At 43.6% G+C, this 15,489-nt stretch carries 12 protein-coding genes; 7 read left to right on the top strand and 5 right to left on the bottom strand.

The window, feature by feature from the left end:
- The first annotated feature begins 168 nt into the window (after positions 1-168).
- The 3 genes from AAA942_RS05360 (at position 169) to AAA942_RS05370 (ending at position 3,351) form a co-directional block, all read left to right on the top strand.
- Entirely contained in the window at positions 169-939 is a 771-nt protein-coding gene (locus AAA942_RS05360) for a YdcF family protein (protein ID WP_338219207.1), read from the top strand.
- A gap of 64 nt (positions 940-1,003) precedes the next feature.
- Entirely contained in the window at positions 1,004-2,347 is a 1,344-nt protein-coding gene (locus AAA942_RS05365; RefSeq protein ID WP_338219208.1) for a hypothetical protein, read from the top strand.
- 110 nt (positions 2,348-2,457) lie between these two features.
- Positions 2,458-3,351, top strand: coding sequence for a hypothetical protein (locus tag AAA942_RS05370; protein ID WP_338219209.1), 894 nt, complete (start codon positions 2,458-2,460; stop codon positions 3,349-3,351).
- On the opposite strand, the gene AAA942_RS05375 is transcribed toward AAA942_RS05370, so the two are convergent.
- The 4 genes from AAA942_RS05375 to AAA942_RS05390 all read right to left on the bottom strand — a co-directional run bounded on the left by AAA942_RS05375 (position 3,348) and on the right by AAA942_RS05390 (position 10,066).
- Positions 3,348-4,649: a type II toxin-antitoxin system HipA family toxin gene (locus AAA942_RS05375; RefSeq protein ID WP_338219210.1), complete on the bottom strand. Its 1,302-nt coding sequence runs from the start codon at positions 4,647-4,649 to the stop codon at positions 3,348-3,350. The two genes, AAA942_RS05370 and AAA942_RS05375, sit on opposite strands and share 4 nt — an antisense overlap.
- Complete coding sequence (locus AAA942_RS05380) at positions 4,643-4,981, bottom strand: helix-turn-helix domain-containing protein (RefSeq protein WP_338219211.1); 339 nt, start codon at positions 4,979-4,981, stop codon at positions 4,643-4,645. Before AAA942_RS05380 ends, AAA942_RS05375 begins: the two co-directional genes overlap by 7 nt.
- A 399-nt stretch (positions 4,982-5,380) precedes the next feature.
- A complete protein-coding gene (locus tag AAA942_RS05385) occupies positions 5,381-9,253 on the bottom strand; it encodes an AAA domain-containing protein (protein WP_338219212.1) in 3,873 nt (1,290 codons plus the stop codon).
- Entirely contained in the window at positions 9,254-10,066 is an 813-nt protein-coding gene (locus AAA942_RS05390; RefSeq protein ID WP_338219213.1) for an SDR family oxidoreductase, read from the bottom strand.
- A gap of 123 nt (positions 10,067-10,189) precedes the next feature.
- Here AAA942_RS05390 and rlmD point away from each other — a divergent pair, with 123 nt between their 5' ends.
- The 3 genes from rlmD (at position 10,190) to AAA942_RS05405 (ending at position 13,611) form a co-directional block, all read left to right on the top strand.
- Positions 10,190-11,596, top strand: a complete 1,407-nt coding sequence (rlmD, locus tag AAA942_RS05395; RefSeq protein WP_338219214.1) for a 23S rRNA (uracil(1939)-C(5))-methyltransferase RlmD — start codon at positions 10,190-10,192, stop codon at positions 11,594-11,596.
- The gene (locus tag AAA942_RS05400; RefSeq protein WP_338219215.1) at positions 11,593-11,970 is read left to right on the top strand and encodes a hypothetical protein; all 378 of its coding nucleotides are present in this window, start codon (positions 11,593-11,595) and stop codon (positions 11,968-11,970) included. Before rlmD ends, AAA942_RS05400 begins: the two co-directional genes overlap by 4 nt.
- A 165-nt stretch (positions 11,971-12,135) precedes the next feature.
- Entirely contained in the window at positions 12,136-13,611 is a 1,476-nt protein-coding gene (locus AAA942_RS05405; protein WP_338219216.1) for an ATP-binding cassette domain-containing protein, read from the top strand.
- Here AAA942_RS05405 and AAA942_RS05410 read toward each other — a convergent pair whose 3' ends face one another.
- Positions 13,612-13,989, bottom strand: coding sequence for an iron chaperone (locus tag AAA942_RS05410; RefSeq protein ID WP_338219217.1), 378 nt, complete (start codon positions 13,987-13,989; stop codon positions 13,612-13,614).
- Positions 13,990-14,132: 143 nt separating this feature from the next.
- Here AAA942_RS05410 and AAA942_RS05415 point away from each other — a divergent pair, with 143 nt between their 5' ends.
- The gene (locus AAA942_RS05415) at positions 14,133-15,395 is read left to right on the top strand and encodes an aminotransferase class V-fold PLP-dependent enzyme (RefSeq protein ID WP_338219218.1); all 1,263 of its coding nucleotides are present in this window, start codon (positions 14,133-14,135) and stop codon (positions 15,393-15,395) included.
- The last annotated feature ends 94 nt before the right edge of the window (positions 15,396-15,489 follow it).

Consider the following 15,489-nt stretch of genomic DNA (forward strand, 5'->3'; position numbering starts at 1 on the left):
ATTATCAATGACCAAACGGCCAACGCTATTAAGGAATGACCAATTATCAATGACCAAACTCAATGAACAATTATCAAGTATTCCAAACCCTTGATAATTGATCATTGAAAATTGAGTTTGAAAATTGATCATTTAACACCTTTTTTGTCGATAAAACAAACCAACTTCATGTTCTTCTACCTCTCCCAGTTTTTGAGTTTTTTGGCGATGCCGCTCACGATTGTATTGATCCTTATTCTATCAGGGACAATTTTTTTAAAGCGAAAATGGGGTAAAAAGTTGCTGTGGGCAGGAGTTGGACTTCTATTTTTTTTCACCAATCCATTTCTTTCCAATTTGGCTTTATTGGCTTGGGAACCTGATTTCAAGTCTTTCGAAGAAATAGAAAATCATGAAATCGGAATTGTTCTCACTGGAGTTACCAACCTGAGCAAAACCGCCTATGACCGCACCTTTTTCAACAAAGGAGCAGACCGCATCACCCATGCCCTCCAACTTTATCGGATGGGTAAAATCAAAAAAATTCTAATCACAGGAGGTACAGGTTTAAATCCGGTCAATCCCCAATCGGAAGCGGAATTACTCAAGCGATTTTTAATCATGACCGGGATGCCCGAATCGGACATCCTAATCGAGGATCAAAGTAAAAACACAGCCCAAAACGCACAGTTTACCAAAGCTTTTTTAGAGAAAAACGGAATATCCACCGATCAGGAATTTGTGCTTATTACCTCTGCTTTTCATATGACTCGGGCCAAAGGATGCTTTGATAAAGTGGGGTTGAAAACAGTTACTTTTCCCGTAGATTATTATTCCCATGAGGTCAAATACGATATTCCAGCCTTGATTTTCCCGGATGCAGATTCTATTTCTTATTGGCATAAACTAGTCAAAGAATGGATTGGAATTACGGTGTATAGCTTGGTGGGATACATGTAGTTTTAGCGGGTTTTTACAGATACTTTTCACTTTCTACCCCTAGATAGGAGAAAAGTAAACAATGATGAACCGAGCCATTATTAGCCTGATTTTCCTTCTGACTTTTCAGTTTGCTCAAGCACAGGTACCCCAAGGCCTTAAAGAGAAGTCCGATAAAGACAAGTTTCAATTATTGGAAACTTCGCTTAAGTCGCCTTTTACCTTGGATCAGGAGTTTTTCTTCAATAAAAAGTTCTACTTCACAGCCAAATCATCTGAAGTACAGATCAATTCCTACTTTTTCTTAAATACTAAAAACGGGCAATTTGCGGTGGATAAGGATGTGGCAGAGCATTTGAAGCGACAAAAAGGATCTGAGATTTTCAATGAATTGGATTTTTCAATCCACTTGGAATCGGGCGAATATTTCACCTACACCACCCGTCAGCGCACTGGAGACAAAATCGCCTCAATCACCCAAGAGTTGTTTTCTTTTTTGCCTGATTATTTGGAGGATGTGGAGGCACCGGAATTTTTCAAAGACTTCATGGAGCGGGATGGAAACAAAACCTATGTGGGTGATAAGTCACAGTTTCCCTCGGAAAGTTTTCAGGGGGTGGATTTGGAAGGAGGAGGTCATACGCTGGCTTGGTTTTCGAAAAACACCGACTTCCAAATGAATCCTGCTAATCGAAAACTAATCATAAGTCCCTTTGGAATTGGCTATGTCTTTTTCGAAAATCAAACGTACCTCGTCACCGGCTGGGAAAGCGAGGATTATGTCACCCGTCTGGAGAAAATTGAAGATGTAAATGTCACCTTCAACGGCAAAGAGTATACCCCACTGCAGCAAAAAATCGAAGAAAAAATAGTCGAAACCGGTGAAAAAATGGACGCTTCGCGAGCAAAAGAAGCCGATGCGCTTGCCCGACAGGAAGCCGCCGCAAGGCAGCGACTCGAGACAGCTTCACCGGAAGGAAACAGTGTCCGAAGAGCCCAAATCGACGTGGAGATCGTGGAGATTAAAAAGCAGATTCTGGAGAAACGAAAAATAATGGAGTCCAAAGCAATCAGCAAAGCCAAAGAATTCAGCAAAAAACAAGGCTCTTTAGAATCGGCAAAGGAATCCATGGAAGCTATGTTTGAAGGAAATGAATTTGTGGAGCTTCAAAAACTGGAGCTTAAAGAGGATATTCTCAAAAATGAAAAGGCCCTGCTAAGCAATTCCCTGGACGCGAAAGAAAGAGATACCAAGCAAAAAGCTATGGATTGCCAAAAGCGCTTACTGACCATTTTTGAGGGTATTTATGATAAATTCACTGAAATTGACCGACAGTATGGAGCTGATCAACAGCAGGTTTTTCTCAAAAAAATGAATGTTTACAATCAGGAATTGACTCCGATTATGGCCAATCCCTGCGGAAACTAAATTCCGGTCCATTTTTTAGATTTTTATTCAACAACCTATTGATTTTCAAAGGTATATTGTGTAAATACGATTGGATATTGTTTTGATTTTTCATTTTAAAACTCAGACTTATGGATTTTGCCTCCATTTTAAATCTCGTCATTGGCCTTATCTTTATTTACTTTCTGATTGCCTTAGCCTGCTCGACTATTCAGGAGCTGATTGCTCACTACTTGGATTTAAGGGCGGAGAACTTGGAAAAATGGCTTAAGGACACCTTTAGAGAAAATAATCTGGGGGAAAAGTTTCTTAACCACCGATTGATTGACGGGCTTACAGCTCAGGGAAGACGAGCAAGCTACATTCCCTCCAAGGTCTTTTCGGGAGTTTTACTTGATTTGGTGAATAAATCGGATATGCCTTATGATTTGTCTTCTCTCAAGGAATCATTAAAGACTTCTGACCTGCCGGAGGATTTAAAAAGAAGACTCCTCCAAAGTATTTCTGAAGCAAAAAACGGTTTGGAAGATGTCAAAAGGGATATTGAAGGCTGGTTCAATGACTGCATGGATCGAATATCCGGTACTTACAAGAAGAAAGCCCAATACTTCATCGTCATCATTTCTACGGCGGTGGTCATTTTTCTCAATGTGGACACCATAAATATCATTCAATACCTCTACAACCACCCTGCAGAATCAGCGGCATTGGCAGATAAGATCAGTGAAAACATTCAAACCCTCGATATTGAAAAACAAGCCGTGCTCCCCGACACCTTAGGAACAGAAGCCAAAATTGACCTCAAAATCAAAGAACTAAAACAGATTCAGGCTTCTTTGGATGCGACAAAGCTTCCCTTTGGATGGCAAAAAGTAGATGGGGAATTCAGTTTTAGAGAGTTGACCAATAAACTCCTTGGATTGATCTTCTCCATTATTGCAGGGATAGTGGGAGCCCCTTTCTGGTTCCAAACCCTTAACAAACTGGTCAATCTCAGAGGAGCGGGGGCAAAACCTCAAGATTAGGCAAGCATAGTTTCCTGTATTGAATCCCTGAGTTTGGGCTCCACCTGGACTTCCTCTGCAAATTCATTCCATCGCAAGACTGATTTCCGTACTCGATCGATCTTTTCTTCCGGCTTTTTGATATTCATCTTACGGGCTACTTCTAAAAAATCGGCATCAGAGATTCGTTCTCGCTTTCCATTCACCTGAAGGGATTGACTGCTTACCCAAAGACTACCTGGTCGGTAGGCATGGCAAATGTCATAGGCAGGCGAAAGCCTCCACTTTCCACTTTGATCCATCAGAAAGGCAAAGTTTTTGGTATGATCATCACAATTACGGGCAAGCACATTGAAGACCATTCGGATAAACATTTGTTCCGCTTCCGGATACGATAATCTCAACATCCGCATTGTCTCAAACACTTGCTCGTAACTATATACGCCTACCTGATTGAAATCAAAATGACGCATTCCGCAGAGACTTTGCATGTGGATTTTGTCACCGGCATCTGTACGGTCAAAGCGCTTAGTCATAAAGTGCGCCCGGCCATTTTCCTCCAAAATCCGGGATTCATTCATCTCAATCCCCGCCTCAAGTGCCATCAGGTAATAGGCCATTTCCACCCGGCCGTAGCCCGCAGTCGCTCCAAACTGAGCATCATGAACCCCGTCAAACTTGATCAGCCAGTAAGAAAAACCTGTAGGAGCCTTGACCTGACCGCTTTTTACTTCTCCGGTTTCGGGGTTAAAAGCGATCACTGCTTTAGCCCGAGCACCACCTGCGGAAGTTCCGATCTTAAGAATGTCGGCCAAGGCCTCTTCCTCCTCCTGAGAAAGTTTGGATTGAAAACTTTCACGACTGTTTAGGATTTTGTTGGCGATGGATACGAGACTATCCAGTTCCAGATTACTCGAAGCACTTCTTTCTGATCGAAGTGAAGGCTTGATCTCAAGTGCCCCTACTCCCCGCTTTCCAATAAAACAAAGCAATTCCACAGGGTTGAGACTGTCGGTTGGCCGGCCGTTTTGCACCAGCCAGGCATTGATGAGCTGATTGCCGTATTTGTCGGGAAGCATATCGGCTAAAAGTCCTGGAAGGCCTTTGAAGGTGTCAAAAGCATCATTTCGCCCTCGCCTGATTTCCGGAAAAGAATACAACCGCTTCCCTTGTCTCAGCGGCATTGTGACTGGCGCTATATCCCATCCCAACCGCAAAAAGCCCTGATCAAACTCAAAGCTTGCCAACTGCTGTGCCTCATCCCACAAGATCGCTCCAGCCAGTCGATCCCAAAGCCAAACTTCTGCTGCTACTACCATTCTGAAGGACGATCCTCCTCAGCAGCGATACCCGAATGCCTTACCCGTTGCCGCTGATATTTCTTTTGGAGCTTGATGTACTCTAAGGGACTGATCTGCTGATGGGCCTCAAAAGCCTCCAACAGCTGCAGCTCGTCCAAAACACGAAGCGCCTGAATCAAGGTGAGCAAATGGACCTTTTCGCCACGCTCAAGCAGACTGAGGGTAGATCGGCTCATCCCCGCCTCCGTGGCCAACTCGTCCTGAGTCTTATTGAGGGCCATCCGCTTCTTTTTGATGAAGTCACCGATCATCCGGAGAATGGCCATATCTGAAAGCTGTGCGATATCCATGCATTAAATATCATACATAAAAATCATTTTTACAAGTTAATAAATGAAAAATCAATCAAAAATATGAATAAAGATGATAGACGTAAGACGCTAGACATAAGCGAGACTTCTAGAATTTCAAAATTATTTTATAAATCAATATTCATTCATTAAATCAAAAAATATATTATAGGGCATGATAAATCACTCTCTATAAAATAATCAGTAAAAGATAGTCGCGATTTGCTTTATGCTTTTTCAATGGTTAATCCAGCCCCTTAATAATTTAAACTTCTCTCTCGACATAAATTCAGAACTTCGAAACTGCTTATTCTTATCAGTTTTCTAATTTAAGCCATCAGCCTTCCAAAATCTGCCTACTGAGACTGCCTCCTGCTAACTTTCTTCAGATTTCTGACTTCATCTTTCTGCCTTCCAGAATCTGCTCCAAATCCACTCCCATTTCCAGCCTTTTTTTTCCAGTAAAATCGGATGGTACGCCATCGCAGCTTTGGCTGAAGGTGCATCAAAAAATCGCTGATCATCAGTCAAAATCGCCATCTGATTCCCTTTCTGATCAGTCCAGGTCAAATCCATCACCGCAGAAGGAATCTCTTTGGAATAACCTTTTTCAGACTTCAAAAGCTGATTTTTTAGACTCCAATCCAACTCAAAACCAAGCACTTTTACTTCGGGCGAGGGAATTTCCCCGGCTTTACTCTGCGCTTTTACCCAAGCCAAAAACTCCCGAAGCAAAACCAAACCCGGATTACCAAGCTGACCGGGGCGGAAGTCCTCCGGTTCGAAGGAAGAAATCACATGCAGCATTTTTCTGGCCCGGGTGATCGCCACATTCAGCCGGTTTTCGGATCCGGATTTACCCAAAAGACCAAAATTCGTCACCAATTTCCCTTCCCGATTTGGAGCATAGCCCAAGGACAAAATCACCTGATCAAACTCATCTCCCTGCACATTTTCAATATTCCGGACTTTGATCGAAGCATCTTGAAAGCCAGCTTTCCAAAGCAATTCCCTGATCAACTCCATTTGAAAATAATTGCCTGTCACTATCCCGATGGAATCCTGAGGAGCTTCTTTTAGAATGCGCTGAACCCGATTTAAGACCGACTCTGCCTCCATTCGGTTGATCTGATTTTCCCAAATTCCTTCGACTTTTTCCCAAGAAAAAGGAGTTTTTCCGGCTTTGACCGTCGAATAATCCGGCAAAGTTTCCAGTCGATTTCCATAAAAATGCGAATTGGAAAAATGGATTAATCCCGGATCAGCGGAACGGTAATGTCCTCTCAATTGGAGGTTTTCAAAAAAATGTGCCACCAACTCTAACAGCGATTTGGCTTCGTATTCCATTCCCTCTTCCTCACTTTCCCATCTCACCTGATAAAAATCCGAAGGCCGAAGTTGCTTGGAATCTCCGGCTATCACCACCTGCTTTCCTCTGAGCATGGCAGGCAAACCCCGCTCCACAGGACATTGGGAAGCCTCATCAAAAATCACCAAATCAAACACCTGATCCGTCGGAAAAACTGCCGAAACCGTCTCCGGACTACCCAACCAGCAGGGAAGAACACGAAAAACTTCCTCACCCAATTCCTCGACCAACTTCCGAATGGACCATTTTTGGCGCTTTTTGCTCACCTGATGAAGCAAATCCCGATAGGTCAGGCGATTGCCCAAGCGATTATATTCCAAATGTTCAGCCACCTGCTCACGAAGCCTGAGCAAGGCAAGATGCCGAGCATTTTTTCGTTTCCCCAAAATAGCATTTTTAAGTTCCTCCATTTCATGATGAAGTCGCAAAGACCCGATTTCAGGCAACAATGGATTCTGTCGCTCGATCTCCCCGATCCAGGCCAATCTCCAACCATTCCAAAAAGCTTCAATAAGTTGATTCAAATTCAATTCGGAAAAATCCTCAAATAAACGTTCGCCCAAATCCCGGAATTTCCACCCCTCCAGAAACTGATCAAATCCCTTCAACTCGGTAAAAACGGAAGGCCAGTTGAGTGGATTTTCCGGAAAAATGCTTTCCAATCCTTTCTCCATCAGTTCAAAAAACTGCGCTTCACTTAACCAAATTCGAAAGGAAACCAAATCGGAAGACAATCCTTCAATCCAAACTTGAATCTGATCCAGCGTCTCCACAAATTCCGAATAGGAAAGCTTTTTCCAGTCTACTAATTCCTGAATTTCCGGAACTGCCTCCCACCTTTCTTTCCAAGTCAAAAACTTATCGACTTGGATTAATTCATCGGCAAATTGTCCGCTAATCTTGAAACAGGAAGAAGCTGGTAATTGCTCCAATTCTGCCTGAAGTTGAAGTTTTGACCTACATTCTAGCTGAAGATCAAGCAGATTTTGGGTAGAAAAAGCCAAGCCATTTTGACCCAAAGCCTGAAAGGCCATGGGAAATTTGGAATTGGAAAACTTGGCCTGAATCTTTCCAAAAAAGCTTTGTGATCGCGGAATCAATGCATCCAAGTCCTTGCTCAATCCAAGCAAATCCGAACCCAGTTCAAACCTCCAGCCTTCAGATGTCTCGATAGCCTGAATCAGAAACTTTCGGATCTTGGTAAGCGCTTTTTGTTCTTTGGATTGAAATATGAAGGTATAATCTTTCTCAGGATTGGATAGTTTCGAAAGGGAAAATTGAAGGCTTTTAACTTTCTCCAAATACTCCCGATCAGACCAAAGTGCTTTCAAAAACGGTCTTCCTTTTTCATAAAAAAGTACCTCAGGAAGCTGTATTCGATGATTTTCCAAACCAATTAAAGATCCAGAAATCAGTGTAAAATCCGAGGGCTGAACCCCAGAAAATGATACTCGTTTTTCCCAAAAGCCTCCAACAAACCTGTTCCGATACCCTGAAAAAATGGTCAAATCCTGCTCAAACCCTTTGGCTTGCTCAACATCCAACTGGATCAATTTTGGGTTTGAGAAAGCAGGTCGATTCAAATCCGCTTGGAGATATAGTGCTTTGATCGGAATTCCTGCAGGCTTTTCATCGAAGAGAGCCGCTCGCAGTTCCTCAAACTTTCCCGAAAGTCTGGAAATAGTCTTGGAAAGCTGACTGAGCTCCCGCTCCAACTGAATTGCGTCGATGCCTCGATTTTGACTTTGGTACTCCTCGACCGATTCAATTTGGCTTTTGATTTTTTCAAAAAGGGCTTTTTGATCTGCCCGAAAATCATGAACTAAACCCAAAAATTGACCAAAACCCGCTTTTTCCAATCGCTCAAATACCACGTCCAAGGCAGCACGCTTCTGAGAAACCACCAGCACTTTTTTGCCACGGGCGATATAATCCGAAACCAGATTGGAGATCAATTGAGACTTGCCTGTGCCGGGAGGGCCTTGGATGACCATGCTTTTTCCTTGACGAACTTTGATCAGCCCACTTTCCTGCGAAGCATCAAGGGGAAAAACTGGAAACAGGTTCTCCTCCTGAATCGGTGTTTCATTTCTCTCCGAAAGGAAAAGGTGCTGAAACAAATCTTCCAGTGAACTTTCGGAATGATCCTGAATCAATTGCTCATAATCAGAAAACAAAAAGCTCCCTTTTTGGGCAAATTGACCTAAAACTGCGTAGGGCTTTAGGCTGACTTTTCCTTCGGAAAATCGCTCCTGATCGAAAGAAATCTGAGAATTGGGAAATGGCAGAATCTGATCCTCCAGCAGGTTGGATTGAACCTGAATGGAAAAATAGTTGGGAATTAGTTTGGCTAAAACCGTACGAAACTCAAGCGAATCTTTGGGGAGACTTTCCAGAAGTTCATCGGAAAAGGATTCTGGGAGAGCCTGACCTGTGGCATGCCCCCACGCCAACAAAAAAGCCGGATTCCATTGCCAATTTTCCTCCGAAACCAAGATCCAAACCCCATTTTCCTTGTGGAGTTGAACTGGTTTTAAAATCAGTGGACTACGAATCAGCTGACCATTGTTCAGCTTGCCTTCGGCAAAAAGCCAAGCCAAATACAGACTTTGTTCCCCCGTTTCCTCCTGAGTCAACTGATCCCGAGAAGCCATTCGGGAAAGTGCTTTCGAAACCTGATTGGCATCGCCTGACCTTGGGTCGAGATCGGGGGAGAGAATGATTTTCTTATTGCCTTCGATTGTCTTTCGAAGAATTTCGAAGGCAGGTTCTCCGTTCAAAAAATCAAAATCCCGGACATCCATTATTCCCATTCCCTCCAGCTTCGGCAGATACAAGGACCTGTTTTTGGTGGACAGGTCAGTAAGCCGATTAAGGTAGGTTTGGAAGATGGATTCGGGCATTTATTTAAAAGGCGAGTCTTTTTCTTTGGCCATCTGATTATAGACAATTCCGTCGAGAATTCCCGGCATCCATTTATTCAGAAACACCGCCAATTTCCCCTGAGTGGTCAAGACAATATCCCGCTTTCGTTTCAGCGTGGCTTTCAAAATATGCTCTGCAACCTCCTCCGATGTCATCATTTTCGATTCATCGCGTGGAGATTCGCCTTGAGATGAACCATCGGCCGTAAGGGCAGTATTTCGAATGTTAGAGGAGGTGAAACCTGGAGCAACTACCAAAACATGAACTCCCTTTTTCATAACTTCCGTTCGAAGAGACTCAAAAAAGCCATTCATCGCATACTTGCTCGCTGTATAAGCCGTTCGGGCAGGGGTGCCCCGATAGCCATTGATTGAGGAAATGCCAATGATGGAACCTTTGGATTCTAAAATCGCTGGAAGACAAAATTTGGTCGCATAGACCGTCCCCCAGAAATTAGTATCCATGACCTTGCGGAAAACCTCCAAATCCAAGTCTTGGAATAGTGCCCGCATGGAAATCCCGGCATTGTTGATCAGGATATCGATCCGACCGTAATGAGCAAGAGTTTTGGTGGCCATCCGTTGGTTATCCGCTTCCGAACCCGCATCAGCGAGAATGGAAAGCACTTCAATATTTTTTGACCGGAGTTTAAGTGCAGTTTGCGCCAGCTTTTGGGGGTTGCGTCCGGTGATGGCGATTTTGGCACCTTCCCGACCAAATACCTCTGCACAAGCTTCGCCAATTCCAGAGGTAGCACCGGTGATGATGACGACTTTGTCTTTAAAATTCATGGGTAAAATTTGAGAGCAAAGATAGGCATTAGCCAGGAATCGAAAATTCCTACCTACTAAAAGACCTTCGTGGTTTTAAAAACTTCAAAGGTCTTCTCCCCCATTTTCCCTAATTTTGCGCCCATGTCGAGAAAAATGAAAAATAAGGTCATCACCAATCTGCAGATTGAGCGCATTGCCTCTGAGGGCAAATGTGTAGGACATCATGAGGGAAAGGTGGTGTTTGTCTCCAATGTAGCGCCGGGAGATGTGGTGGATGTGCGGATTACAAAGGGTAAAAGTTCTTTCATGGAGGGTGAGGCCATCCGATTCCACGAATATTCCAAAGACAGGATCGAGCCTTTTTGCTCCCATTTTGGCACCTGCGGAGGCTGCAAGTGGCAGCACATCAACTACGACCTGCAGAAAACCTACAAGCGGCAGCAGGTTTTGGATCAATTTCAGCGGATCGCCAAAGTGCCAATTCCTGAAGTGGCTCCGATATTGGGATCGGTACAAACCCAATACTACCGCAACAAACTCGACTTCACCTTTTCAAATAAAAAGTGGTTGACTCTGGATCAAATCCGTTCCGGAGAGGAATTTGACCGAAATGCGCTGGGATTCCATATCCCTAAGATGTTTGACAAAATCATCGACATAGAGCATTGCTACCTGCAAGGCGGAATTTCCAATGACGTCCGAAATTCCTTGAGAGAATTTGCGCTTGAAAACAAACTCAGCTTCTACGACATCAGGGAGCAAGTGGGCCTTTTGAGAAACTTAATCATCCGGACTACCAGCACGGGGCAAACCATGGTGATTGTTCAGTTTGGAGAAAATGACCCTGAGTCAATTCAATTGGTAATGGAGTTTTTGAACGGCCGTTTCTCTGCAATCACCTCCTTACTTTACGTCATCAACACCAAGGGAAATGAGACTTTTCATGATTTGGAATTGATCACCTTTGCAGGGCTTCCCTATATCGAGGAGGAAATGGAAGGATTGAAGTTCCGAATCGGACCAAAGTCCTTCTATCAAACCAACTCCAAGCAGGCCTACGAACTCTACAAAGTGGCTCGTGATTTTGCCCAGCTAAACGGGGATGATGTAGTTTATGATCTTTACACCGGAACAGGGACAATTGCCAATTTTGTGGCCAATCAAGCCAAGCAGGTGATCGGGGTGGAATACGTCGAAGCAGCCATTGAAGATGCCAAGCTTAACTCCCAAATCAATGGCATTGAAAACACCCTTTTCTACGCTGGTGACATGAAGGATATTCTCAATGAGGAATTCATTTCCCATCATGCCAAACCGGACGTGATAATCACCGATCCACCCCGCGCCGGGATGGATGAAAAGGTGGTTCAAATGCTACTGAGACTTGAGGCTCCGACCATCGTCTACGTCTCCTGCAACCCGGCAACTCAGGCAAGAGATTTGGCTCTTTTGGGAGAGAAATATCAAGTCGAAAAAGTCCAGCCTGTGGACATGTTTCCACAGACCTATCATGTAGAAAATGTCGTACGCTTAACCCTCAAATCATGATCTCAGATTTCAACGATCCCGAACTCAGCGGCAAGTATCTCGGCACGATCACGAGTGACTTTGTCAAGATCTGTGATGTACTCAAAGAGGCCTCTTATCAGGTACGCTCTAGGGGATTTTCTGACTATCCGATTTTCCCAATTTCAAAGGACATGCAACCTATTGGGAAGATCTTTATTGGGAAGGCTGAAAAGAATCTCGACTGGAATTATTTCATCACTTACGTGGACGAATTTGTCCAGCGGAAACTCATCGCTGAGGATGCTTTGGAAGAGTTTAAAAAAGCCTACAAAGACCCGGATGAATTCTGCTGTCTCTTTGTAATCGATGGGGCATTTACCAGTTTTGTATATATCCCTTATCCAAACGACTGAGTTCAAAAAAGGCTTTAGCATCAAATTAGCTAAAGCTTTTTATTTTAATGTAAATCAATAATTTAAATACTTTTACCTTTAGATCTATTTGAAGCAAGAACTCCTTCTTTTTCATTATCAATTCAAAAGCATTACTTTGGGAGAGTATCTTAAAATCTTAAATCCTTGACTCCCAAAACTCTTCTTCAAATCGAAAATGCCCGGGTGAATTATCTGGGAAAAGCCAGCTTTGAAGATCTCAATTTCACTTGGAGAGAAGGAGAACATTGGGCCATCACGGGGGATTCAGGAAGAGAGTTGACCGCATTTTTGGAGACGTTAAGAGGGACAACTCACCTGCCCGAGGGGAAGATTGAAAGACCTTTTGCAGACCAATACATTATCCAAAAAACCGAAGAAGGGATAGTCCACAGCTTCCGGGATTTGATCGCTTATGTCTCCCAACTGTACCGATTCCGAAACAAATCCAACCTCCAAAACTTCTACTTTCAGCAACGATTCAACAGTTCTGAGGCGGATGAAGCTGCCACTGTCAAAGAGTATCTGATCCAAAATTCCACCCCAACTCCAGGCCCGTGGAGCTTGGAAGTGGTAGCTGATTTACTACGCCTATCTCCCCTTTTGGACTCTTCGATTCTGAAGCTTTCCAATGGAGAAACAAGACGCCTGGCCTTGGCTTTGGGACTACTTCTTCAACCCAAAATCTACCTCATGGATCAACCGATGACAGGCTTGGACCAAGAAAGTCGGGCTGCCTTTGGTGACTTTCTTCAGGCAATCATTTCAAAAGGAATCCATGTATTGATTACCTCCTCTTCTTCCGAAATTCCCGATGGAATTACGCATGTGGGGAAGCTAAAATCCAATAGAAAAGTGGAGGTTTGGGAACGGGAAAACTACCACTTGAACAAAAGTCAATCCTTGGATTTACCTCGGAATCTCGAGCAATTGAAAGCACTTCTGGAGGAATTTCCTACGGTGGAAAATGAGGTAATCCGACTCGAAAATGTAAGCATCCGATATGGGGCAAAGACCATTCTTAACCAAGTCAATTGGCAGGTAAATGCTGGTGAACGATGGCAACTCAAAGGAAAAAACGGGTCTGGAAAATCAACTTTAATCAGCCTTCTGATCGGAGAAAATCCCCAAGCCTATTCTCAAAATTTTTGGCTTTTCGGGCGAAAAAGAGGAAGTGGGGAAAGTATTTGGGATGTCAAGCGACCCATTGGATTTGTAGCTCCGGAGCTGGTTCGTTTTTTTCCTTCCAATCAAACCGTAAGAAAAGTAATTCTATCCGGCTTTTTTGATACAATGGGTTTATTCAAGAAAACCACTTCTGAACAAGAGTCAAAAATGAATCGGTGGCTTCAACTTTTTAATTTGGAGACATTTGCAAATCTTCCCATCCAGCGTATTCCATTGGAACAGCAGCGCTGGACCTTATTGGCTAGAGCACTGATCAAATTTCCCAAACTGCTGATTTTGGATGAAGCCTCCCAAGGAATGGATGAGCGGCAACGGGTGATTTTCCGGGAAACCGTCCAGAAGATCCTCGAGCTCACGCCCATCACCCTCATCTATGTGAGTCACTATCAGGAGGATATTCCGGACAAAGTGGATAAGATTTTCACCTTGGAATAGTCACTTCTTAGGCTTTTTTCTCTCAGCTCTGAACTTGGCTTCCTCCAGCCTGAAGATTGCAATCTCCTTAATCAAATCCACCGGCAGTGGCTGGTTGTAAGGAAACTGAATAGCACCCTTTGAAGTCACGTAGCCTTCGAGTTCCTTTTTGAATTCTACAATGGGAGTATTGGTTGGATAAAAGCCCAAGTGATTCTTTGCTCCGGCGAAATAGACCAACACTTCAGATGTGCGATAGGCAGGCATGTGATAGCTAATCACCTCTTTTGCCTCAGGCAAAACTTCCTTCAACAACGTCCTGATTTGATCCAGTTTTTCGCGAATGGGTCCTTGATACCAGCTCAAATACTCTTCAACAGATTGGGGTTTGGGATTCATCATAGCTTACTGGAATTAAGGATTAAATATCTGATTATTGACCGAAGTTCGAATCCGAAAGTCCAAAAATTTTGAATTTTTGGATGGATGGAGGGAAAAGTAGGTGTAGATTTTATAGCTTATTAAAAAGAATTATTGGCAATATGAATCAGCGTCGCACTTTTCTACAAAAGCTTGGTTTAGGTCTTGTCCTTCCTGGAATTTCAGAAATATCCCCACCTCTTTCAGAGTTTCTATCTCCAAAGTCTGACCTACCTCCATCCGAGTATTGGAATCAAATTCGAGACGCCTTTCCCCTGTCCAAAAGCCGGGTTTATTTCAACAATGGGACTTTTGGTCCTGCACCCTATCCTGTTTTGAAGAAACTGGAAGAGATCAATCTTTCGGTTTCCAGTACCGGAGAATATGGAAATTCGGATAAAGAACGAGCTGAACTAGCCAGTTTTCTAAATGTAGAAAAAGAAGAATTAAGCCTTACACACAATACAACCGAAGGGATCAATATTATGGCTTGGGGGTTACCCCTAGTAGCCGGAGATGAAGTGATACTGACCACACATGACCACGCCGGAAATGCCCTTCCCTGGCTCAATCGGGCCAAATTGCATGGAATCGTCCTGAAGACCTTCAGTCCAAAAAATACCCAGGAAGAAAACTTGGACTTGATCAAATCACTTTGCGGTCCCAAGACCAAAGTGATTGCCATCCCCCATATTACCTGTACAACCGGATTAGTTTTTCCCATTCGGGAGATCAGTGAATTTGCCCTAAGCAAGGGAATTTTCACAGCAATTGATGGAGCACATGGAGCGGGCACCCTTGATCTGAATCTCTCCAAATTGGGATGTGACTTTTACGCAGGCTGCTTTCATAAATGGATGTTGGGACCTAGCGGTACAGGTTTTCTATATGTGAGAAAGGAAAAGCTCAACGACCTACAGGCCATACAGATTGGCGGCTACTCTGATACAGGATGGGATATGCTCAGTACTCCTCCAGTATTGAAGGGATATGTAGACACAGCCCATCGCTTCGACTATGGGACCCAAAGCAAGGCACTTTTTGCTGGGGTCAAAACTGCGGCGGATTTTCACCTTGAAATAGGGAAGGCAAAAGTAGAACAACGAATTCGACAATTATCGGATTTGCTATATGACGGACTGGGTTCCTTGGGTAAAAAGGTAGAAATCCTCACCCCAGAAGAACCTACCTCCCGGATTTCGATGGTGACCTTCCGATCAAACCTCCTGAATTCAGAGGAACTAAATAGCCAACTGGGCCGAGGCGGATTCAGAGTCAGACTGATTCATGAAGCCAACTTGAATGCCATCCGAGTCTCTACCCATATTTATAACTCGGAAGAAGAGGTACAGAAATTCATCCATTTCTTGGCAAATACCCTTTAAAAGAAAAAAATCAGCAGATAGCAGCCAATCTAACAGTAATCAAACCTTAAAACGAAAGGCTTTGATGTTTTTCAAATCCCTTTCCACTAAATTC

Source organism: Algoriphagus sp. oki45 (genome assembly GCF_036245605.1).
GTDB lineage: Bacteria > Bacteroidota > Bacteroidia > Cytophagales > Cyclobacteriaceae > Algoriphagus.